The organism is Paenibacillus cucumis (ex Kampfer et al. 2016) (assembly GCF_019748695.1).
GTDB classification, from domain to species: Bacteria; Bacillota; Bacilli; order Paenibacillales; family Paenibacillaceae; genus Paenibacillus; species Paenibacillus polysaccharolyticus.
Genome location: NZ_JACLIC010000005.1, coordinates 23,523 through 46,114 on the forward strand (window position 1 = coordinate 23,523; position 22,592 = coordinate 46,114).

The 22,592-nt window shown below is 47.0% G+C and carries 18 protein-coding genes and 1 pseudogene; 1 reads left to right on the forward strand and 18 read right to left on the reverse strand.

From position 1 onward, the window contains the following. The 18 genes and pseudogenes from H7T88_RS02355 to H7T88_RS02440 form a co-directional block, all read right to left on the reverse strand. Positions 1-1,179 (reverse strand): winged helix-turn-helix domain-containing protein, encoded by a 1,179-nt coding sequence (locus H7T88_RS02355; RefSeq protein ID WP_221786676.1) that lies wholly within the window; start codon positions 1,177-1,179, stop codon positions 1-3. A 205-nt stretch (positions 1,180-1,384) separates the two neighbouring features. Beyond that, on the reverse strand, positions 1,385-2,179 hold the full coding sequence (locus H7T88_RS02360; RefSeq protein WP_090921652.1) for an ABC transporter ATP-binding protein: 795 nt from the start codon (positions 2,177-2,179) through the stop codon (positions 1,385-1,387). Position 2,180: 1 nt separating this feature from the next. After that, positions 2,181-3,041, reverse strand: coding sequence for an ABC transporter permease (locus H7T88_RS02365; RefSeq protein WP_240036800.1), 861 nt, complete (start codon positions 3,039-3,041; stop codon positions 2,181-2,183). Positions 3,042-3,231: 190 nt separating this feature from the next. Then, entirely contained in the window at positions 3,232-4,281 is a 1,050-nt protein-coding gene (locus tag H7T88_RS02370; RefSeq protein ID WP_154890118.1) for an ABC transporter substrate-binding protein, read from the reverse strand. Between the two features lie 369 nt (positions 4,282-4,650). Next, positions 4,651-6,669, reverse strand: a complete 2,019-nt coding sequence (locus tag H7T88_RS02375; protein WP_221786678.1) for a methyl-accepting chemotaxis protein — start codon at positions 6,667-6,669, stop codon at positions 4,651-4,653. A 274-nt stretch (positions 6,670-6,943) separates the two neighbouring features. Then, on the reverse strand, positions 6,944-7,588 hold the full coding sequence (locus H7T88_RS02380) for a helix-turn-helix transcriptional regulator (RefSeq protein ID WP_221786680.1): 645 nt from the start codon (positions 7,586-7,588) through the stop codon (positions 6,944-6,946). 21 nt (positions 7,589-7,609) lie between these two features. Further along, positions 7,610-8,497, reverse strand: coding sequence for an oxygen-dependent tRNA uridine(34) hydroxylase TrhO (gene trhO / locus H7T88_RS02385; RefSeq protein WP_090921769.1), 888 nt, complete (start codon positions 8,495-8,497; stop codon positions 7,610-7,612). Between the two features lie 255 nt (positions 8,498-8,752). Further along, complete coding sequence (locus H7T88_RS02390) at positions 8,753-9,862, reverse strand: TolB family protein (RefSeq protein ID WP_221786682.1); 1,110 nt, start codon at positions 9,860-9,862, stop codon at positions 8,753-8,755. Between the two features lie 62 nt (positions 9,863-9,924). After that, positions 9,925-11,442, reverse strand: a complete 1,518-nt coding sequence (locus tag H7T88_RS02395; RefSeq protein WP_221786684.1) for a sensor histidine kinase — start codon at positions 11,440-11,442, stop codon at positions 9,925-9,927. After that, entirely contained in the window at positions 11,439-12,152 is a 714-nt protein-coding gene (locus tag H7T88_RS02400; RefSeq protein WP_221786686.1) for a response regulator transcription factor, read from the reverse strand. Before H7T88_RS02400 ends, H7T88_RS02395 begins: the two co-directional genes overlap by 4 nt. Before the next feature lie 269 nt (positions 12,153-12,421). Continuing rightward, positions 12,422-12,724 (reverse strand): annotated as a pseudogene (locus H7T88_RS02405) (Rpn/YhgA-type helix-turn-helix domain-containing protein); the annotation flags it as partial. A gap of 4 nt (positions 12,725-12,728) precedes the next feature. Continuing rightward, on the reverse strand, positions 12,729-13,646 hold the full coding sequence (locus tag H7T88_RS02410; RefSeq protein ID WP_221786759.1) for a helix-turn-helix transcriptional regulator: 918 nt from the start codon (positions 13,644-13,646) through the stop codon (positions 12,729-12,731). A 147-nt stretch (positions 13,647-13,793) separates the two neighbouring features. Continuing rightward, positions 13,794-15,203, reverse strand: a complete 1,410-nt coding sequence (locus H7T88_RS02415) for an MATE family efflux transporter (RefSeq protein WP_221786689.1) — start codon at positions 15,201-15,203, stop codon at positions 13,794-13,796. A 275-nt stretch (positions 15,204-15,478) separates the two neighbouring features. After that, positions 15,479-16,360, reverse strand: coding sequence for a carbohydrate ABC transporter permease (locus tag H7T88_RS02420; RefSeq protein WP_221786760.1), 882 nt, complete (start codon positions 16,358-16,360; stop codon positions 15,479-15,481). A 37-nt stretch (positions 16,361-16,397) separates the two neighbouring features. Continuing rightward, the gene (locus H7T88_RS02425) at positions 16,398-17,279 is read right to left on the reverse strand and encodes a carbohydrate ABC transporter permease (protein ID WP_090921632.1); all 882 of its coding nucleotides are present in this window, start codon (positions 17,277-17,279) and stop codon (positions 16,398-16,400) included. Positions 17,280-17,341: 62 nt separating this feature from the next. Further along, a complete protein-coding gene (locus H7T88_RS02430) occupies positions 17,342-18,679 on the reverse strand; it encodes an extracellular solute-binding protein (RefSeq protein ID WP_221786690.1) in 1,338 nt (445 codons plus the stop codon). Positions 18,680-18,844: 165 nt separating this feature from the next. Continuing rightward, positions 18,845-19,633: a response regulator gene (locus H7T88_RS02435; protein ID WP_154890092.1), complete on the reverse strand. Its 789-nt coding sequence runs from the start codon at positions 19,631-19,633 to the stop codon at positions 18,845-18,847. Beyond that, positions 19,623-21,389 carry a cache domain-containing sensor histidine kinase gene (locus H7T88_RS02440; RefSeq protein ID WP_221786691.1) on the reverse strand — a complete coding sequence of 589 codons (1,767 nt, stop codon included), beginning with the start codon at positions 21,387-21,389 and terminating at the stop codon, positions 19,623-19,625. The genes H7T88_RS02435 and H7T88_RS02440 overlap by 11 nt, the downstream gene beginning before the upstream one ends. A 425-nt stretch (positions 21,390-21,814) precedes the next feature. Here H7T88_RS02440 and H7T88_RS02445 point away from each other — a divergent pair, with 425 nt between their 5' ends. Beyond that, complete coding sequence (locus tag H7T88_RS02445) at positions 21,815-22,480, forward strand: hypothetical protein (RefSeq protein ID WP_221786692.1); 666 nt, start codon at positions 21,815-21,817, stop codon at positions 22,478-22,480. The last annotated feature ends 112 nt before the right edge of the window (positions 22,481-22,592 follow it).

Sequence of the window (22,592 nt, forward strand, 5' to 3'; positions counted from 1 at the left end):
CTATGTCAGAGGAAGATCAGAGGATAAGGAATTAGCGGATAAAAAGTGACGGATCGTCTTCACGATCTGCTGCCCGTATACGGACACGCCATAGGATTTACTGATTTCTGTATAAATCTGTTGGTATTTATTGCGGAGTCTCCCTTCAACTCGGTGATGATCCATGAACAGGAGAATTTGATACGCTGAATTAAGATAAAGCGGTGCATGGAGCGACATTTTCAATACTTCCAGACCGTCATCCATTCGCAGTTCAGCTTCTCGCACCCGTCCCTGCCGCAGTAGCCATAAGCCCTCCATCACCTGGAAACGGCCGATCTCCCGCAGATAAGGAGCGTCTTTTAATTGCGTGCGCAGAACGGCCATCTGTTCCTCAACGGCCTCACCGCTCCCACCCCATAGTTCAACAGACAGTGCAGTTATACTCACAGGTAACTTGAAATAGATTAACTGATTTGCTTCCATCACCCGATATGTTTCTTCCAACTGCTTCTTGGCTTCCTGATACTGACCCGTCTCGGCATAGATATCAATGATATTAAGAATCCTTAATTCCTGGCGGTGCTCGGCAGGCAAAACAGATGAATGAATCGCTTGTTTGTACAACATCAGACTTTCCGCAGGTTCAACGAGAGCATGGACATAAATCAGCAGCCAATACAGACGCTCCTCCAAGGGAAACTCCGCTGTGTTCATTAGCCAATCCAGATCTCCCTGTATGAAATGCAGGTACAACTGATAATACGGTTCTATTCGTACGCCGAGTGCCTCTTGTTGACGAATCAGCATCTGGATTGAATTCCCTTGGCCGAACAGATGATATTTCCGAAGCAGTCCATGCACAACTTCCTGCATCTCGGGATCATGGATAGACGGATTCGGGGGCAACACGGCCCTATTCTCCCGTAAAGCAAGCCGATATCCATAACCACGAACCGTATCTAGACTGACTTCATCCCAGCGCTTCAACTTCTTACGGAGACGATAGATGTGATCATCTACGGTGCGCTCCACCGGATATTCTAGCGGCCATACTCGATCCAGCAGTTGACTACGTGTGAAGGCCTTATCTTTGTTTTCGTACAGAAAATGCAAAAGCGCAAACTCCTTCGCCAGCAAGCGAATCGAATCCATTTGCTGAGATACCGTATAGGTTCCCTCATCAAATTGAAGAGACATTCTCGTTCCTCCCTTGTGTGCCCTCATATATGCCATACGCAGATCAGCAATCTGCTTTATCTTTTTTCTAATGTATCTATGTATCTCTCAAGTATTTTCCAACTCACACCTCTTCAAGATACCATAAAAAAAGCCCCTTGCGATAACGCAAAGGGCCCTGTTTCTCAAGCGATAGTTGTGGATGTGACTTCACATGAATTCAACCTTATCCCAATACCACGCGGTCATCCGCCATTTTTTTACCGCTGATCCGCTCGAATTCACCGAGCAGTTCCGGCACCGTAAGTGTGCGCTTACGCTCTTCACTGACATCGAGGATGATTCGTCCTTTGTCCATCATAATCAGGCGGTTGCCTAGACGAATGGCCTGTTCCATATTGTGCGTTACCATCAACGTGGTAAGTCTCATCTCACGGACAAGGGTCTCTGTCAGTTCGGTAATCAGCTCTGCGCGAGATGGGTCAAGCGCAGCTGTGTGTTCATCCAACAGCAGAATCTGCGGCTGAGTGAAGGTTGCCATCAACAAGCTGAGCGCCTGGCGCTCACCGCCCGACAAAAGACCCACCTTCGCATTCGGGCGTTTCTCCAGCCCGATTCCCAGTTTCTCCAGCTGCGCGTTAAAGATTTCACGTCTCGCACGGGTCACACCAAAACCAAGTCCGCGTCCCTTGCCGCGTTTGTACGCCATTGCCATATTCTCTTCAATGGACATATGCGGGGCGGTTCCAGCCATGGGGTCCTGAAAGACACGACCGATCCAACTACTACGTTTATGCTCCGGCAAGTTTCTGATTGAACGGTCGTTGATGAGCACGTCACCCATATCGGGTTTCATCACACCTGAGATAATGTTCATCAAGGTTGATTTCCCGGCGCCGTTACTGCCAATAACCGTTACAAAATCACCCGGATTCATAATCAGATTCACACCAACCAGAGCTGTTTTCTCATCCGTTGTGCCCGGGTTGAACAGTTTGGTGACTTGTGTAATCTCTAACATGCTACATGCCCCCCTTTGCCTGTTGGCCGCCGGAACGCATCAGCTCTTCGGTCCGTTTGCGAGCGAGGCTACGCTGTTTCATGGAACGCTGCATTGTCGGGAAGACGAGTGCAATAATAACGATAACGGCAGTGATCAGCTTCAGATCAGATGTATCAAACCATTCCACCTGCAAGGCAAGTGCAACCACAATCCGATAGATTATGGAACCAACGACAGCTGCCAGCGTCGCCCAGAATACCGTTCTGGCACCCAGAATTGCTTCGCCAATAATGACGGAGGCCAGACCAATGACAATCATGCCAATGCCCATTGTAATATCAGCAAACCCGGATTGCTGAGCAATAAACGCACCAGATAAGGCTACCAGCCCATTAGACAGACTGACACCAATAATGGTCGTTACATCCGTATTCGCACCAAAGCTGCGAATCATGCGTTTGTTATCCCCTGTAGCGCGAAGCGCGAGTCCGATATCTGTTTTCATGAACAGATCAAGCATGATTTTAAATACCAGCACAACAATAATGATAATGATCATGACATGTTCGCCTGAAAATGGCGTTTCCACGCCCATAATCGATTTATTCGGTGCGCCAAGAATACGCATGTTGATCGAATACAGGGCAATCATCATCAGAATCCCGGACAGTAGTCCGTTAATTTTGCCTTTCGTATGCAGCAGACCCGTTAGGGCTCCAGCGATCATGCCGCCAGCCATAGCTGCCAAGCAGGCCAGCCAAGGGGAGTAATCATTGGAGATCATGACCGCCGCAATAGCGCCTCCTGTAGTAAAACTTCCGTCTACGGTAAGATCGGGGAAATCCAGAATACGGAACGTAATATAAACACCCAGTGCCATCAGTGCATATAACAGTCCCAGTTCAATGGCCCCTTCAATGGAATTCCAACTTATACTCACACTGCTTCCTCCCTGTCTATCTCTACCGGAAAAGAATGAGGCGAACCCACCTGCTCGTTCGCCTCGCCTCCGTCTGCCGAAGTAATGTCAACCTTTCAGCTAATCAATAAATGAATCCGGCCATTGGTTCTTATTGGATAATATTGTTTGCCTGATCTTTCACTTCGGCCTTCATCTCATCCGTTACCGTGATGCCTTGAGCTTCAGCTGCCTTCAGGTTCAGGATCAGATCCAGCTTGTCCGGAACAGTCACCTTCATATCGCCCGGTTTGGTTCCATTTTTCAAGATGTCCGCAGCCATCTCACCGACTTGGTAGCCGTGGTCATAATATTTAAATCCTACGGTTGCAAAAGCACCCTTCTCTACCGTATCCCGATCACTGGAGAAGAACGGAATTTTGTTGCTGTTTGCCGTCTGGATGATCGTATCCACCGCACTTACAACGGAGTTGTCGAGTGTAATGTAGAATGCGTCGACTTTACCAACCAGCGAGTCTGTCGCTTGTTTGACTTCCGATGTATTGGTTACTGGTGCTTTAACCAGCTTGATGTTATGTGTTGCCAGAGCCTTCTCGGCATTATTCGCCATGACAACTGCATTCGGCTCACCTTCGTTAATGACCAGTCCTACTGTTTTTACATCCGGCAGGTTTTTAGCGATAAAATCAGCCAATTGCACAATCGCCTCTGGATTCGTATCCGATGCACCGGTTACATTGCCACCCGGTTTGTCCATATCACTCACGAGCTTCGCACCCAGTGGGTCCGTCACAGCTGCAAACAAGAGTGGCTTGTCCTTCACTTGTTGTGCGAGAGCCAGTGCAGATGGCGTCGCAATCCCGAGCACGAGGTCGTTTTTGGAATCACCGGCAATTTTCTGGGCAATAGACAAGTTGTTCGTGGAATCCCCTTGCGCATTGTTATAATCAATCTTGAGGTTTTTGTTCTCTTCAATGCCGGCATCCTTCAGAGCAGCGATGAAACCTTCACGTGTAGCATCCAGCGAGGGATGTTCCACAATCTGGGAGATGGCAATCTGGTAGGATTTCTCTGCGCTTCCGCCCCCTGTTGTGCTGTCTGAACCTTTGGACTCCGAGCCTGCACCACTGTTATTTCCGCAACCTGCCGCTACGATCATCGAAGCAGCCATCATCAATGACATCCAAAACTTCTTTTTCATCTGTAAGAACCCCTCTCCAAATGTTAAAAATGTGGTCTTCCGGTTACACTCCATCTTGTATCCCCTCAGGTACGATAGAGCGGAACAAAACAAACGCTTCAACGCATTGTTGCTTTGATCGACAAAAGCAGACAAATCTAGACTTTTGGCATGCGACTGAAGTCCATGCTGTGATGCTCTTTTATTGTTTTCCTAATATTAAAGGGCATCACGGCTTCCGTCAATGGTTGAACCGCTTCCATTTTTGTTTCACTCAGATTCGTGATAGAAAACTTTACATTATCAAAAAAGACAACCCCAAATAATGGGTTGCCTCATTTTTTATATCTACTTTAATCCATAAGCATCGATCTAATACGTTATATCGATCTACAATTTAAATTTCTCAATCTGTGACCGCAGTTGCTCTGACATATTAGCAAGTTCCGCTGATGAGGAAGCGACTTCCTCCATAGAAGCCATTTGTTGCTGTGCCGCTGCGGAGACATTTTCAGTCTCTGCTGCTGTCTCGCTAGCCGAATCAGCAATGAGGCGAATAGAGCCCACCAGGCTCCCCGTTCCAGAGACAATCTCCTCTGCCGCCGCTGTCACACTACGGATACTGTCAGCGACCTGTTCCACGGACGAGCGAATATTCGTAAACAGCTCACTTGCCACTTCGCCCGCCTGTTTGCCTTGAGCAGCCTGCTCAACGGTCTGCTCAGAAGCACGAAGTGTACGCTCAATCTCCACCTGAATGCGCCCAATAAATCCAGCAATCTGCTCTGCGGATGCAATCGACTGTCCGGCAAGATTACGAACTTCATCGGCCACGACGGCAAATCCTCGGCCAGCCTCACCAGAACGTGATGCTTCTATTGCCGCATTCAGAGAGAGGATATTCGTTTGCCGGGCGATGTTGCTGATTACACCTACAACCTCACCAATAGAGGTGGACAAACTGCTGAGGTTTTGAATCGTACCGGACAACTCACGAATTCCATACTCCATCTCATCCATCTTCCTACCCAGATCATGCATCGCTGTAGATCCATCCGTTGCGAGTACATTCGCTTCCGAAGCAACGGTGGATACATGAGAGCTATGTTCTGCGACGCCATTAATCTGCATCGCAATATTTTCCGCTACATCGCTACCATCTTGTACGCTCGACGTTTGACGCTCCGAGCCCTCGGCAACCACCATAATAGCCTCCGTAATGCTCTGTGATGCATTGGAACCTTGCTCAGCACCTACGGCTAGCTGTTTGGCAGAATCGGTTAATTGTCCGGATAGATCCGAAACATTCGTCATCAACTGATGTAGTTGCTCACTAGATCTATTAAATGAATGCAGGGCTGCGCTAATATCCGTTTTCCCTTTTACAGGAATGCGATACGTCAGATCGCCTTGTGCCAGTAGATCAATTCCGTGTGTGAGTTGACGAATGGGCTTTACAATTTTTGTCGCGATTAAAATACTGAGTAACAATGCTGCCGCAACGATGATAATTCCTACAGTTAGTACAAGTACGAGCAGATCATTAACCGGTTTTGAAAATTCACTCTCATCCATATATGTAACAACAACCCAGTTCAGTTCTGTTTGAGTCATGTATCCCAATCTTTTAACACCATCTATTTGAAAATCAAATGCAAGATAATTGCCTTTTACCGCTTCAGCAAATGCCTCATTCATATGGGTGTTGCCCATATCCGTAATATTACTATTCATAATCTTCGTCTCATCTGGAGAATAGATAAAGATTCCACTCGCTGTCGTCAACACTGCTTGTCCCGTGTTGCCGTGCTTAAATGCAATTACATCTTCGACCAATTCATTAATCTGATATCCAGCTGTATAGAAACCAACCGGTTGACCATCTTTCATAATCGGCGACCCAATGGCAACGCCAAGTTTATTATCTACTACAGAAATCAACGGTTCAGAGACATACGGACGACCCGCCTGAATTTCTTTTACATAAGGCCGGCTCGATAAGTCATATTCTTTACCTGTCGCGTCCATCGCAAACTGTCCTGTTACATCCGGTGAATAGAGAACCGTAGTAAACTCCGGATGTTGTTCTTTTAAACTGGAGAGAAATTGCATCTGTTGCTCTTTATTGTCCCCAATTGACGCACCTTGCTCGGCAATCATTCTAACGACGGTTTGTTGCTCTTTCATTTTGATATCCATTTCTTTGGCCAGCAATTTCGTATCTAATACGAGCTGTTTCGTTGAATAGCTTTTGACTTGATTCGATGTAGGAACATAGAAGGTAACCGAAAGGACCGCAACACAGACAATAACGATGATCAGTGAAGACAGCATGATTTGTCCTGCCGTTTGCCTTAATGAACAAAATGTGAGTATTGAACGAAGAAAACCTGATTTTTTCCGAGCCATGACCTATCCCCTTTTTTTTAGAAGCTATAATTTTTATATGATATATATCGGTATAATCACGAGTGTTTTTAATCCGAAAAATACCGCTTCTTAAAAAAAAATTTGGATCAGAATTCATATAACAAGTAATTCAACTCACATATGTTCATAATGAGATATGGGTGTGTTTATTCATATCAGAGTGAATAAACGTGTATAAAAACTATGTACAAGTGTTTTTTTAGATAAAAAAAAGACTGCTTCGACAATTCGAAACAATCTTATAGATGACCCGCTATGATGACTTCCCCGATACCTCACGAATCTGGTACTTACACTTCTTGCCGCCATCAGCATAACATTCAGTGCGCTCGACGTCCGCTTGCAATAGGGATCGAAATAGCTCCAGCTCACAACGACAAGCCTGCTTGTACACACTCGCAACCTGCACGATCGGGCAGTTCAGCTCGGTAATGACATACGTACCATCTTCTTCGATAGATGCATCAGCCATATACCCGTTGGCATTCTGGATTCGTGCCAGTTCCTCGACACGTCCGGCAAGGTCATGCCCCTCCATCTGCGGCAAGCCGCTGCGAAGCAACTTGTCACGGCGACCTTCGAAAAGGGCATCCACGACTCCGCCGCCTGCCGTATCAGACAGTTCATCAAGCAGTTCCAGCGTTAGAGAAGAGTACGACTTCGGAAAATAATTGTCTCCGCGATCCGTCAGATGATATACCGAGGAGGGACGCCCTGCTGTTGCACGAGCCTCACGCACCTCAATCCATCCTTCCTGCTCCAGTGCTGTCAGATGGCGACGAATCGCCATTCCGGTCAGCCCTAGCTCCGCCGTGATTTCACGAGCCGTCATCGTTCCTTGCTGCTTCAGCATGAACAGAATCCGTTCACGCGTTGTACGTTCTTCTTCACGCTTCATGTTCAGCACCTGCTCTCCTGCTTATGCCTGTACGGGCGCTGCCTCCCGGCAAGCATCCGAGCAAAAGCGGTTATGCGTCTCTTCGCAATCCTCACAGCAGACATGCTGCAGGTTGCATGTCGGACAATTAATATATCGGTCATGTGTCGTACCACAGTGATAACAGCTGGCGATAACAATATCCTCATCGGTACGGTTGATCGGTACGGAAATCCGCTCGTCAAATACATAACATTTTCCATCAAACAGACGCCCTTGCACCTCAGGGTCTTTCCCGTAAGTTACAATTCCGCCTTCCAGTTGGGCAACATCCTGGAAACCTTCTTTGATCATAAACCCTGTCAGCTTCTCACAACGGATACCGCCTGTGCAGTACGTAATGATTGTTTTGTCCTTCATATCACCGAGATTCTCGCGAATCCACTCGGGGAATTCACGGAACGATTCGACATCCGGGCGGATGGCGCCGCGGAAATGACCGATTTCATACTCATAATCATTGCGTCCATCAATGACGATAACGTCATCCCGTTGCAAATGCTCGTGGAATTCCTTCGGCGAGAGGCGTTTACCGCTAATCTCATTCGGATCAAGTTCATCGTCTACGCGGAAAGTCACCAGTTCTGCTTTGTGACGCACAAAGATTTTTTTGAACGCATGCTCTTCCACATCATCAATCTTAAACACCATATCCTTGAACAGCGGATTGGCATGCATGTCCTTCATATATTGCTCTGTCTGCTCCGGCGTTCCTGATACTGTGCCGTTGATGCCTTCGGAAGCAATCAGAATACGGCCTTTCACCCCTAGGTCCTTGCAGTATTGCAGATGCTCCTGCGTAAACGTCTCGGGGTCTTCGATCTTCACGAACTTATAATATAAAAGCACGCGATACGCGCTGTTACACATGTATATCACCTGTTCCTCTTCCATGTTGTTGGCCGGTTCCTCCGGCGAGCCACCTACATTGCACCCTGACTTGCAGAAAAAGAAAAGAAACAGCCGCCCGAAACATCGTCTCGAACTGCTGTCTAACCATTCGACTTTATATTCCTGCATACTAGTTTATCGGAAGCGCAAGGACTTAGTCAATATAAATGTATAGAAAGGCATGAAAGATATGGAACACGCCTTCCATGCCGCCACTATCCTTTGATTGGGCAACTATTCCGAAATCGTAATGATTGAGGTCACAAAGTGATATTTTTCATTCTCCATCACGGATTGTGACAGCAAAATTTTGTTCCCCTGTGGGCTCCAGGCTAACGAATCAGCCACATTGTCCATCTCTGCGGAGATCTGGAATTGCTCTGCCGATTCCGTGTTGGAAACAAACAATCCTTTTTCGTTATCCTTATCGGAATTAATCGTGTAAGCGATCTTGGAGTCATCACCCGACCAGCTTGTGCCAAAAATCTGCGTGCCTCTGGCGAGTGTGGCCTTCTCATTGCCTTCCAGATCGGTGAGCACCAGCGCCCGTTTGGTATCCGCTGTTCTTTTTACAATCGCAAGCCTCGTTCCGTCGTTCGAAGGGATAACCCACTCCACGCTTTTGAGCACCTGTTTGGCTTCGCCCGTCTTCGTATCATAGGTGTTCAGTTGACCGTCCTCTCCCGTAATGTAGTAGATCATGTTGCCCGACACCTTGATACTGCGCACGTTAAAGTTACCTGTCTCTACCAATACTTTAGTGGTGCCGTCCAGTGCAGCCAAGATCAGATCTCCTTTCATATTGGAAAAAACAACATGTTCATTATCCAGCCAGGCACCTTCCTGAACAAATCCATCCTCTTTACCCGCAGCAACCACTTCTCCGCTCTTCAGGTTCAGAATGAAAGGCCAGCCTGTCGCTTCCTCCGTCTGCCAGTAGAACAGATGCTGTCCATCCGGCGATACCTGCGGTGCTCCCAGGTTAACCTCGCTCTCTATAAGCGGTGTATCTGTGCCTTTCGTCAGATCATACATGTACAGGTTGTGCGGATAACGTTCCTCTCCCTCTACACTAACAGGTTTCATGGACGTGTTTTCTTTATCCGTCACAATCGAGCTCTCGCTCAACCAAGCGATTCCGCGCATATTAGGTAATTTATCTATTTTCTCAAGTTTGAAATTCTGGTAAACGGACGTGTTCGTGTTATCTTTGACCGTAATATCTGTACCTGTTTTTGCACCTTGTATATTGCCTGACGGCTCTGTGGTGCTTCCACAGGCAACAGTGGTCAATAACGCAGCTGCCCCCAGTGCTCCAAACGTCACTTTCATCCATCTCATCATGTCGTGATCCCCCTCGGTTACTTATGCTATACACCTATCATAAAGCTGGCATACTTCCAAAGTTATTCAGACTTGTTTCCAACTTGTAAACTTGTATCTATGTCTTGATCTACAAGCGGGAATACAAGTTGAAATGTCACGCCTTCTTGATGCGCTGGATCACTTGGTAGTAACGTAATCGTTCCGCCCTGTTTTTCAACAAACTGTTTTACGAGGGATAGACCAAGTCCGGTTCCGCCTGTTTTGCGAGCTCTGTCCTTATTGACGGTGTAAAAAGGTTCAAAAATCTTCTCCCGTGCCTCTTCAGGGATCGGCGTACCTGAGTTATAGATGCGAATAACCGCCTGATGTTCCTCTGTACGCCGCTCATTCTCCACTCGAATGATGCCTCCAGCAACGTTATATTTGATCGCATTGTCCAGCAGATTGATGAAAATGTGCATCAGACTCTCCCGGTCACTGTGAATAATAGCGGGCTCCAGATCGAGTTCCATGTTCAGTGCAAACTTTTCAACCTTGCCTCGCATTCGTCCGCAAGCGTCCGCAAGCAATGCCCTGATTTCCACATCCTCCGCCTGATTCTCGAAATCGTACTTTTCAAGCGCAGACAGGTGTAGCACCTTCTCTACCATTTCATATAATCGTTCGGTTTCTTTCCCGATATTATTCGTCGCATCGTCCAGCAGTTGTGGATCATCCTTGTACATATTTAAGAGCTCCACGTATGCCTTGATGGACGTCAGTGGTGTCTTGAACTCATGACTGATGTTGCCGATATATTGTTTCTGTTGCTGCTCCAATGCTTGCAGCTTCTCAATTGCCAGTTGCAGCTTCTGCTGCTCAACATGCATGGCTGCAATATTTTGCTGAATAGACGTGCTCATATAATAAATCCCTTGTCCCAAATCGCCTAGTTCATCCTTACGTTTGACCGGGGGTTCGGTAATATAGTTCCCTTCTTGAATGGAGGCTGCTGATTTCTTCAATCGGGTAATCGCTACAGCAAAACGGTTGTAGAACAGATAACCTAGAATGAAACTAAGCGCAACCACCGTGATGCCTGCCCATAGGAACAATTGTTGAATCCGGGCATAGAAATCCTGATAACTCTGCACGGAATATTGAATCCAGATGGCACCAATCTGTCCCTCCGGTCCGTCCAGCGGAGCGGCATAAAGCAATGTCTCTCCCTGCTCGTGATAGGCAATTTTATTCTTCAATGCGTAATTCAGAGTCTCCTGAACGAGTTCATTCTCACTTGGCGCAAAAGAAGCTCCCACTTGTTTGCCACTCATGTCATATAGTGCAATTGGCAAGCCTGTTGAGTCAGAGAGAGCTTGCGCCAATCTACGTCCATTTTGCTGCAGGAACTGTTCCGGCTCCTGACGAATGGCCTCCGTATAATATGCCTGGCGCACATTCAGATTAATGAGACGCGTCTGTTGCGCGAGAGTACGCTCTACCTGTGATTGCTGATTAAGCTCAATGCCTCGGAGTACGAGGGTGCTAAGCACAACCACCGTCAGGATGAGCAATGCGGCCAGAAACACGCTGAATTTTAGCTTGATGCTGACTCTCATACTGCTCCGCCTGTTTCAGGAGCAGTTGCCTTGTACCCAATACCGTATACCGTTTGCAGCATTTGCTGATCGGTATCTCCGATTTTTTTGCGCAAACGCTGGATGTGAATATCTACCGTCCGTGTCCCCCCTGCGTACTCCATGCCCCACACTCGATCCAGCAAATCATCCCGTGTGTACACCCGTTCCGGATTGGACATCAGAATGGTCAGCAGGTCGAACTCCTTGGGCGTTAAATCCAGCTTCTCTTCACCCACCGTCACAGTGCGATGAGCAACATGAATACGCAGGGTTCCATTGACAATTGCTTGGCTCTTGGAGTCGTCCTGCGGTGGGGTACTGCTTTTCTCTACCCGACGCATCAGTGCCTTCACGCGGGCGAGCAATTCGCGGATTTCGAACGGTTTGGTCATATAATCGTCTGCGCCCATTTCAAGACCGACAATTTTATCCACCAGTTCGTTCTTGACGGTGAGCAAAATAATGCCGATATCCTCCCGATCTTCCAGCCTGCGGCAGACGCCATATCCGTCCAGTTTGGGCATCATCACATCCAGAATCATGACTTGAGGATGGAACAAAGCCACCTTCTCCAAGGCCTCTTCGCCATCATTCGCTGTCTCTACTTCATATCCTTCACGCCGCAGTGCGTACGCAATGGCACTGACGATGCTGGATTCATCATCCACAACAAGCACTTTTCTATTCATCGGATTCATCCTCTTTATCTGTGTCATTGGTTTATGCGTTTATGTTATCAAGATCGCGATCATTACGCCATGAAACTTTGGTCGTTTTCATTACCCTATGGATACCTCGCAGCAGGTACGTTGCTCTTCTTCTTTTATACCCCAAAGACGGCAAAAAGAGCCGTTCCACCGATGGATTGGCTCAAAATTTCTCTATTACATGTGGACTGTAACCATGTGAAATTGACTGATAATATTTAAACGCTAATCATCTTTGTTGGTACCTATTGCTAAGGTAGCAACTTACGGATTTCCTCTTCGGAAAGACAGGAGGCCTTCACGATAGTGGACATGTCCACTCCAAGGGCTAACAGCTCACGGGCCATCTCTTGTTTACCTTCTCGTAAACCTTCCAGCCTGCCTTTGGCCGTCCCTTCTGCCCGCGCCCCCTCAATCATCGACTTTTCATCACTCAGAGCCTTCATACGGGCATCATACGCCATACGGGTAGCGGCATCATGACTCAGAAATTCCAGCGTATCCATCGCTTTCTTCAACATCGGTTCATTCATGGCCAGCACCTCCCAATTTGATTTCTTATTCCTCAAACGACAAATTTAACGGCTCGTCCGACATCTCATATTCCGTCTCCATATGCGTCACAGGTGTGTTTAGATCCACCTCTTCGAAGCGGAAGCTGTCCACCCAGACCTTTCCTTTTCCGTTCAGAATCACCCCAAATGAAATAACTGCACTCTCTGCTGGTACATCCAGTACAATGCTGTACTGATTCCATGGCTGTGTACCTGAGATCGGCCGGTCATGCATGTTATCAAACTGCAGCACATCCTGCACCTGATTATCCACACGCATCCATAGTCCGCAGAATGCTTCTACACGATCCGTTTTAACAAATCCCGTCAACTTCATCCGTTTACCCAAATATTTATCTGCCCTGAACTGCTGCATCATCGTAGCAAATTCATTTGGTTCCATCGGTGTAACGGCCTTCAAATACCCTGAGGCCTTTCCTTGATGTACCTCGGCGGGATCAAGTCCCATCTCATAGTTTTGCGGGTGACTCCCTGTTAACATCCAACCTTTGATTGCCGTTGTAGTATTCATCTCTATTTCTCCTCCTCTGGTTTTCCCAGTAAATAGTTTAAGATCAAATAATTTGCGAAACCGCCCAGGTGGCATCCCATATATTTTGCGAAAAGCCCGAGTAAACGCTTCCTGACTTTCGAATCCGCAGGCCAGCGATATGTCCAGAATCCCTGCATCCGTAGAACGCAGCGCGGTGGATGCCAGACTCATCCGCCGATGGCGAATGTAATCAACCACCGTCATGCCCACCTCATCCCGGAATACCCGATGATAATGATAAGGCGATAATGCCGCCTTGGAAGCCACGTCTTCCAGCCCAATCTCTTCATGCAGATGGTTCTCGATGTAGAACAAGCTGTCCTGAATCATCTCCTGATATCGACTCAATTGAAGATGTCCCCCTTCCATATCCTTACTATACGTGTTCACGAAGGAGCCGTTTTGATCATTTTTGCGGAAAATAAAAAAAGAAGAGCCTGATCAGGGACAACCATGTCCCTAACCGACTCTTCATAACTCTCATTTAAATGTGCTTCTCGGCCAAGTACAGCCTGATCAGACTGCCGGAACCGGCTGTGCACCAGCCTCTTCCTCATCATGCTCTACCAGCTCATGTCTCTCCCATGCACGGCTCTTCCAGCGGAAGTACATGATGACTGCACGTGTCCACTCGTCTGCCGCAATAGCAAGCCACACGCCTGCCAGCCCCATATTCAACTGGAACACCAGCAGATAGCCAAGAGGCAGACTCATGCATACCATAGAGATCAGGCCCATGTATACCGGGAACTTTGCATCCCCTGCAGCACGCAGAGAACCAATGATAACGATATTACACGTACGCCCGGTTTCAAGCACCAGACTGAGCAGCAACACCTGTGCGCCGAGCCTGATAATCTCCGGATTTTCCGTAAAGATGCTCATCAGTGGCACGCGGAAAATGATAATGATCACGTCAATCACAACGGTAGCCAGAAGCGCCCATTTTACACTGTCGAATACACGTTTGTACGCATCATCCTTGCGGCGCGCACCGACAAGCCGGCCAACGATGATAGATGTCCCCATGCCGATCGCCATACTGAACAGATAAATGTAGCTCGAAATGTTACCTGCATATTGTTTGGTTGCCATCGCTTCCGCGCCCAAATAGGTCACGTACAGCGTGAATACGAGCTGGCAGGAGTGATACACCATCGATTCCATCGCAGAAGGAATACCAATGCGCAGAATTTTGCCAATAAAATTTTTGGACAATTTAATGTAATATTCAAAATCGACACGAACCTCGCTTACACGATACAAGAGCCAGAAAAAGATCAACAAGCAGACGAAACGGCTACCTACCGTCGAGATCGCTGCCCCTTCCACACCCAGCTTCGGCAAGCCGAAATGTCCAAAGATCAGAGCATAGTTACCAATCACGTGGATGACGTTCATAAATACGGACACATACATCGTTTCCTTGGTATAACCATGTGTACGAATCGTTGCCGCCAGTGCATTAATGAGGGCCTGCAAGAAAATTCCGCCCCCGACAATGCTGATATAGGAACGAGCATAATCGTAAATTTCACCTTGTATATTCAAAAGCGACAGCAAGTGTCCGCCAAACACCAGGAAGATCACACTAAGAATCAATCCAACCGCTAGATTAAGCGTGATGGCATTACCCGTAACCTGAGCTGCTTCTGTCAGCTTTTTCGAACCGATATATTGGGCTACAACAATCGCAGCGCCATGTCCAATGACTTCGAGTACAAGAATCGCAATGGAAATAATCTGGTTGGCTGCACCCACCCCGGAGACGGCATTATCCGATACCGAGCTAAGCATGAGCGTATCCACGCTCCCCATCAACATAAACAAGAAGAGTTCCAGGAATATAGGCCAGGTTAACCGAATCAGCTTCAGATCCTGGGCATCTGAACGGAGAGACTCTTTGGTCGAGGATATTGCTGTCATTTTCTCACCTTTCCAACGTTTGCTTTAATTCATAGGGTATGTTAGCACAGGTGGTTTGAAAATGCAGTAGTTTTGCGAAAATAATTGAAAGTTTTTTGAAATTCCAGAAATAGGAATTATTCCATTTTCATAAAACCCGTCTGGCTACTCCTTTTGAATGGCACTCGATGATGCCTCCCAGGACATAACAAAACCCTCCCAGTACGCATATTAAGCGATTAGTGGGAGGGCTATATTCTCTTGCGTTTATAATCAGCGGAAGCACTGACAAGCAATCATCCTTTGACCGAACCTGCAGCGATCCCTTCGACAATTCGTTCACTCAGCACCAGGAACGCGATCAAAATCGGCAAGATGCTGATCATCAACGTTGCACCAATGGCACCCCAATCGGTAGTGTACTGTCCAATAAAGTTCTGAACCCCGACGGTCAGCGTTTTGTATGCATCCGAACTAATGAAGGTGTTCACAAAAATAAATTCATTCCAGTCATAGATCATGTTAATGATCGCGGTTGTTGCAATGACCGAAGCCGTCATAGGCAGTACAATGCGGAAGAAGATGCGGTTCACCGAGCAGCCATCCATCACAGCGGCCTCTTCTACCTCTCTCGGAAGCGCATAATAGAATCCCAGCAGAATCATAATCGTAATCGGCATATTAAATGCAATGTAAGAGAGAATGACCGATAACGGATGATCGGTGAGATTCAACTTCAGAAACAGACTGAACAGCGGAATCAGCGTGGAATGTACCGGGATCATCAGACCCACCATGAACAGTCCCAGCACCAGTGAACGTCCCTTCCAGCGCATGCGTGTGATCGCAAAGGTGACGAGACTTGCAAACAGCACCGTGAACACCACTGAAACGACCGTAATCCATACACTGTTGAAAAAATATAAGCTGATATTGCCTTCCGTCCACACCTTGACATAGTTCTCCCAACGCGGCGTAGCCGGGAGCGCAAAAGGAGCCATGTCGAATACTTCCTGATTATTTTTCAGTGAAAATAACAGCAACCACACTAAAGGCAAAATCTGAAGCAAAGCCACCAGAGACAGAAGCACATATAACAGGGCGTATCCAAGCCTTCTCGCCCATACCGGGCTATGACCTGTCTCCGGGCCAACGGGTAACCGAACAGCCGGTTCCATCTTCAACGGGATGACCTCCTTTCATTGTAAGTAAGCGTCAGGAATATTGAATTGTATCTTTGGATGCGGTTGCCTTACGCAGTAACCATGTCACAACCAGACAGATGAGAAGCAGGAAGAAACCTACCGCACTGCCGTATCCAAAGTCAAAACTGCGAAACGCCTGACGATACATGTAGGAGGCCATGACTTCACTGGAGCCATTCGGACCGCCATCTGTCATGACATAGATGAGGTCAAAATATTTCAGTGAGCCAACCACGGCGAGCACCACGGTCACTTTAATCACTTCCGTAATGAGCGGCAGCTTAATCCGGAAAGCAATCTGCCACGGGTTTGCACCATCAATACGCGCAGCCTCGATGAGTGATTCCGGGATATTTTTGAGTGCCGCGTAATAGATCAAAATATAGAAACCTGCATACTGCCACAAAATCGGAACGAACAATGCATACAGCACCAGTGATGGCTCCGCCAGCCAGGCTGGCGGATTGCTAAATCCGATGGCTTCCAGAAAGCTGTTCAGTACACCATTACTGGGGTGATAGATCTTCAGCCATAACTGGGCAATCGCAACGGATGACAGCAACATTGGAATCAGGTATATTTTGCGAAAAAAGTTTGCACCCTTGATCTTGCCTGACAGCACGAGTGCAATCATCAGATAACCGATGAGACTCAGCGCAGAGAACAAGGCTAATAAAAAGGTATGATTGGCGCTCTGCCAGAACGTACTGTCCTGAAGTAATCTGGCGTAGTTATCCAAACCTATAAACGTCATTGCCCCAATTCCATCCCACTGCATCAAACCGTAATAGCCCGTAAGTACAATGGGGATGTAGACCAGAACCAGGAGCAGAAGCAGCGCAGGAAGCACGTACAGCGCAGCCACCAGGCGGTTCGACATGACTTTGTCCAAGACGTATTCCTCCCTTCAAGCGTTCAAACATTCATATGGTGTACGTGTCGGTGAGGTCTACATCAGTTGCCTTTGTCGATCGCAGCCTGATGATTCTTCACAAAGTCTTCCGGTGTTACTGCTTTACCAAACAGTGCCTGAATCATGTCCAGATGCGCCTGAGCGGCAGCAGGTTTCATCTGCACGTCTGCAAAGAGGGTCAGGCTGCTCGCCTGATTCAGCTCGTTCAGCAGATCGATGTATAGTTGTGGCAGCTGTACAGCAGCCGTATCCACTTTAGTCGCAGGAATGACTCCGGCTTCGGTCACCGAGCTTTCGCCCCATTTTTCCACAAAGTATTGAATGAATTTCTGCGCTTCGTCCTTCACTTTCGAGTTCTGAGCCGCAAACAAGCCTACGCCCGGTCCGCCTACCCAGCTGTTAATGTCGCCTTTGCCGCCGTCAATCGTCGGGAATTTGAAAAATCCAACCTTATCCTTGAAGTCCTGCGGAATGTCCGGGTTCGTTGTAAAGTTTGGCAATTCCCACGTTCCCATCAGATACATAGCCGCTTTTTCATTCATGAATTCGGATTTGCCCTCATCGTTGGACAAGCCGTTAAAACCTTTGTTGAATGCGTTCATATCCACCAGCTTCTGCACTTCAGCCGCAGCCTGTGTCAGTGCCGGATCATCAAACTTACCGGAGCCGTTAATGGCTTTCTCCAATGCATCCCCGCCTACACGATTCGCAAGGTACATGTACCAGAGTGACCCCGTCCAGCGGTCCTTATTCCCCAGTGCAATCGGCACTTCACCGTTATCGGTCAGCGTCTTCACCACGTTCAGGAATTCATCATAGGTGGCTGGTGTCTGCAAATTATATTTTTCAAATATCGCTTTGTTGTAATAAATAGGAGAGATATTCAGCTCAATCGGCAGCGCATACGTTTTACCGTCTACCGCGTAAGCCTCGGTCGTTCCGGCGATAAACTTCTCGCCCAGATCCCCCTTCAGCAAATCATCGAGTGGTGCAAACAGGTTACCCTTCACATAAGGCTCCAGGAATCCCGCAGCCCAGGTTACACCCACATCGGGAAGTTCATTGGAAGCAGACAGAATTTTCAGTTTGTTTTTGTATTGTTCATTCTCCAGCACTTCCTGCTTGATCGTCACATTTGGGTTATCGGTCTGATACTGCTGGATAATATCGTTGACCAGCTTGTTCTGTTGTGCGGAGCTGCCTGCAGGCCATAGATGCATGAATTTCAGAGTAACCTTGCCATCTCCGCCACTGTCACCGCCGCCTGCATTACTACCGGAATCCTTGCCCGCCCCGGAACCTGCATTGTTGCATCCAGACAAAATGACAGCCAGAATCAGCGTCCATGACAGGATCATAGCCAGTGTCTTTCTTTTCATATTTCCAACCCCCAATAGTGGAATTTCGGTTTTTGTAACCGCTTTAATAAAAGTGTAGCATGGGCATCATCCGACTATAAGGGTAGAATGATTTGGAAAAACTCCACTATTTTGAGTATTCATTCCCTTTTTGTTGAAAGAGTGAACTCTGCTTAATTCCATCTGTTAATCCTTTTCGTTCACAGAGTGACGATATTTACTCGGACTGATATTCTCCAGGCTTTTGAATACTTTGATAAAATATTTATCGGTCTGATAGCCTACTCTCTCCGCAATTTCGGAGATGGGCAGGTTCGTCTGCACTAACAACTCCTTTGCTCGCTGTACCCGTTTGCGCATGAGATATTCGCTGAAATTCAGCCCGACCTGTTCTTTGAACAGCACACTGAAATAACTGGAATTCAAGTGCAGGGAATCGGCAAGCTCACGCATCGTCATCGGTTCACCCAGATGTGTCTCAATGTATGCCAAAGCTTCTCCAATCGGTGTATTATCCTGTTGCTCTCTCCGTTCCCGGATGTCTACCAGCTTCGGGTCAACGATGTCTTGCATCGCTTGGATACGTCGTTGCTGCTCATGAAGAAGAAGTGCCTTCTGTACCGTCTGAAGCAGCTGCTCTTTATCAATCGGCTTGAGCAAGTAATCCACCACACCCAGCTTAATCGCTTGCTGCGCATAATTGAAATCTGCGTATCCCGACATGATCAGCACCGCTGGTTTGCTAGGAAAATGTTGAATAGCCTCCACGAGAGACAAGCCAGACAACTCTGGCATGCGTACATCCGTAATCAACAGGTCAGCCGGTTGGCTTGCAAGCCACTCTCTGGCCTCCACGCCACTCGCCACTGTCTGAATCCGGTTCTTCCCGGCAGACCATGCTTCAAGTGTTTTACGTATGCCTTCTCTTGTACGCGGTTCGTCGTCCACAATCAGGATCGTTTTTTCATGAATCATGTGTAGCCTCCGTTCCCCTCGGAATGTTGAATCGGATCACTGTTCCTGCTCCAACTTCGCTCTCGATCGTAAGTTTGGCCTGCTCAGCGAGCCGATCGCCAAAATAAAGCCCGAGACGTTGGTGTACATTAATCAACCCCACACCTGCTCCTCTTCCGGGAACCACAGGCTCACCACCATTTAGTGCCTGTTTAATGTCCTGAAGACGTTCCTCGTTTATTCCTGGCCCATTATCGCGCACCTCCACACACACGATATCTGTTATCGATGAAGGTTGTACGCTGATCTTTACCATTCCAGGTTTTAACGTATTTTCGATGCCGTACAGAACGGCATTTTCCACAAGCGGCTGAATTAGCAGCTTAGGCATGGGTACGCTTCGCAACTCTTCACTCAACCTGATCTCCCACTGCATCCTGTCACCCAGCCGCATCTGCATAATGTTCAGATACCGTTCTACATGTTCAAGCTCGCCCGCCAGCGTAACCCATTCATCCTGATGGGGGCTGGAGATTATGTAGCGAAATAACCGAGACATCGCGATAACCATACGTGCCATCTCCTCCTCTCCTTTTTCCTCCAACGACCAGTAGAATGCCTCTAAAGTATTGAACAAAAAATGAGGGTTGATCTGGGATTGTAGCGCCTTCATCTCAGCCCGGGACTGCATGACTTCTTTCTCATGTACCACCTGCGTCAATTCATTCTGCCTGTACACCATCTGGTTATACACGTCATTCAGTTCATTGATTTCTAAGGTAGAACTCACCATGAGGTTAGGTCTCATTGCCCCCGGTTGTGCCCCGCGCATCGCCCGCATCAGTCGAATCAACGGACGGGTAATCATCGTGGAGAGGAAAAAGGACATGACTAAGAAAAGCACAACGCCGATAATTCCCGATACAAGCAATGCCGTTCTCAGGATTGACACTCCTTCGGTAGTTTCTCGTAGTGGTGTCAGTACAGCCAGTGTCCAGCCGGTTAACTCAGATCGTTGCTTCACCACGATATAAGATTCTTTGCCATTCTGAACAACCGATTCACTGTTCATCACTGCCTGAGGATCGAGATGCACATCCAAATTAGAGGTCACCACTTCACCGTCACCGTCCAGCAGCATGATTGAATCCTGGGAGCCGTCTGCCCCAACCGAATCATTCAGTTGAAAAAAACTGCGTTGCATACGTACAACCACGTATCCCCCGTGCTCAAAGGAACGTTCCAGCAGACTGATTCGCCGAACAGCCAGAAGAATGCTCGGATCGTCGGGATCGGAGCCAGCCCACACCAGTCGACCCTTACCCTCATCCGCTTTGACAATCCAGTTCCGCTCCAGCCTATGACTTAATGAACGATCATCCATCGGAAAGATACGGCTATAATCTGTCGTGTAGATTTCCATGCTCTGCGCACCATTAATGAAGGATTGGTAACTACCTGCAATCTGCAGTAGCGCCTGCCGCTGATTAAAACTCGCCTTCTGCCCTCGCTTCTCTTCATTCAGCAGACGTTGCACGTAAGCATCATCTGCAACCTGAGCGGTCAGGGAATTCACCTGTGCAATCAGTGCATCCAACCTGCCACTGGCCTGTACCGCGGTCTGGTGGATATGCTTCTCGGCATTGTTTTTCAACAAAACCGCTACACGGTCATAGGCTGTGATGCCTGCGAGCAGCAGGACTATGAGCATGACCATTACAAAACCGACAAAGATCTGATTACGAAGCGAGTTAAAATGCCTTGTTTTCCGCTGCACTATCTAGACGTCCTCCTCTTTCTGCATGTAAAAGAAACCACCATCTCACGCCCGTATGTTACATAACGGGAATACACTCGATGCCGGATTCATCTACGTTATTCTGTTAAGGTTATATTGAAGCGCTTGCAAAAGAGCCGAAAAATTAAACTCTCTTATGTTTCTTTTCCTCTTAGCGGATCAACTTTGTTTAACCATTAAATTATCTCATTCAAAATAACATAGTTTTGTTTGGGGATCAATTGATTTCAATTGATCTTTAATAGATTAGAACATGATAAGAGAAGAACATGGAGCAACGGAAGCTCCACCCCTTGAAACTCCTTAATATGTAATTATATATAATATTATGAAATATTCCATTATGATAGACAATATGACAAAACGAAATCAAATACCTAATTTTCTAAGGAGAACCTTAACTTATGAAAAAAATGAGCCCAAAAAATCTTATCATTATATTAGCTCTTGCTCTTGTAGCCTCTCTAATTGCAAATGTTGTTGGGTATAGTTCAAGTAATGGAAGACTAAAAGATTATTTAAATCAACAATACAGTCAGGTGCTGTCAGATTACGAACGCAGCATTCTTTCCACTTCAGATTCAATCTTGTCAACTTTGCAGAGCGCTATAGATAAAAAGAAGATTAGTAAAGAGGAATTATTATTGTTATACAAGAGCTATGAACAGTTAAATCAAAATCAGATTCAATATGCAAACTATGTGCTGATCTATAACTCTCCTGATGGGAAAGAGGCTTTTTCTCTGGACAAGAATGAACCTATTACTCTTAATTATCTTCCTGGTTTTATCTACTTTAATTCAAGCAAAGCTATGTTTGAAAAACTTCTTTTGCAAAAAGAACCAGCTTCTGACTTAGTTGTAACTGCTAGCTTAGATAAGAGTCTAAAACTTGCAAATGAAATCGTTCAATTAAATACAGCCATTTATAAAAAATATATCAATGAAAATTTCGCTCAATTGTCAAACGAGGAGGCAATAATGACCCGGCTATACATACAAAAGGATCTGACCACCTCGTCTGCAAAACTAGCCGAGCTTGATGCAGAATTATCTAAATTGAATGACTAAATCCCTTTTAAAAGTCGCCATAACAAAGAGCCGAAACAGGACTAACCTCTGCTTCGGCTCTTTTGCAACCATACATTAGAACATTCGTCACCAATCATTGCTTATATCCATC

Bases quoted from the DNA above. Each gene is read 5' to 3' on its own strand.
- H7T88_RS02380 (WP_221786680.1), bottom strand. From the start codon at position 7,588: ATGAAGCGTGAAGAAGAACGTACAACGCGTGAACGGATTCTGTTCATG.
- H7T88_RS02370 (WP_154890118.1), bottom strand. From the start codon at position 4,281: ATGAAAAAGAAGTTTTGGATGTCATTGATGATGGCTGCTTCGATGATC.
- H7T88_RS02410 (WP_221786759.1), bottom strand. From the start codon at position 13,646: ATGGAAGGGGGACATCTTCAATTGAGTCGATATCAGGAGATGATTCAG.
- H7T88_RS02395 (WP_221786684.1), bottom strand. From the start codon at position 11,442: ATGAGAGTCAGCATCAAGCTAAAATTCAGCGTGTTTCTGGCCGCATTG.
- H7T88_RS02390 (WP_221786682.1), bottom strand. From the start codon at position 9,862: ATGATGAGATGGATGAAAGTGACGTTTGGAGCACTGGGGGCAGCTGCG.
- H7T88_RS02375 (WP_221786678.1), bottom strand. From the start codon at position 6,669: ATGGCTCGGAAAAAATCAGGTTTTCTTCGTTCAATACTCACATTTTGT.
- H7T88_RS02360 (WP_090921652.1), bottom strand. From the start codon at position 2,179: ATGTTAGAGATTACACAAGTCACCAAACTGTTCAACCCGGGCACAACG.
- H7T88_RS02355 (WP_221786676.1), bottom strand. From the start codon at position 1,179: ATGTCTCTTCAATTTGATGAGGGAACCTATACGGTATCTCAGCAAATG.
- H7T88_RS02430 (WP_221786690.1), bottom strand. From the start codon at position 18,679: ATGAAAAGAAAGACACTGGCTATGATCCTGTCATGGACGCTGATTCTG.
- H7T88_RS02365 (WP_240036800.1), bottom strand. From the start codon at position 3,041: ATGGCACTGGGTGTTTATATTACGTTCCGTATTCTGGATTTCCCCGAT.
- H7T88_RS02445 (WP_221786692.1), top strand. From the start codon at position 21,815: ATGAAAAAAATGAGCCCAAAAAATCTTATCATTATATTAGCTCTTGCT.
- H7T88_RS02415 (WP_221786689.1), bottom strand. From the start codon at position 15,203: ATGACAGCAATATCCTCGACCAAAGAGTCTCTCCGTTCAGATGCCCAG.
- H7T88_RS02435 (WP_154890092.1), bottom strand. From the start codon at position 19,633: ATGATTCATGAAAAAACGATCCTGATTGTGGACGACGAACCGCGTACA.
- H7T88_RS02420 (WP_221786760.1), bottom strand. From the start codon at position 16,360: ATGGAACCGGCTGTTCGGTTACCCGTTGGCCCGGAGACAGGTCATAGC.
- trhO (WP_090921769.1), bottom strand. From the start codon at position 8,497: ATGTGTAACAGCGCGTATCGCGTGCTTTTATATTATAAGTTCGTGAAG.
- H7T88_RS02400 (WP_221786686.1), bottom strand. From the start codon at position 12,152: ATGAATAGAAAAGTGCTTGTTGTGGATGATGAATCCAGCATCGTCAGT.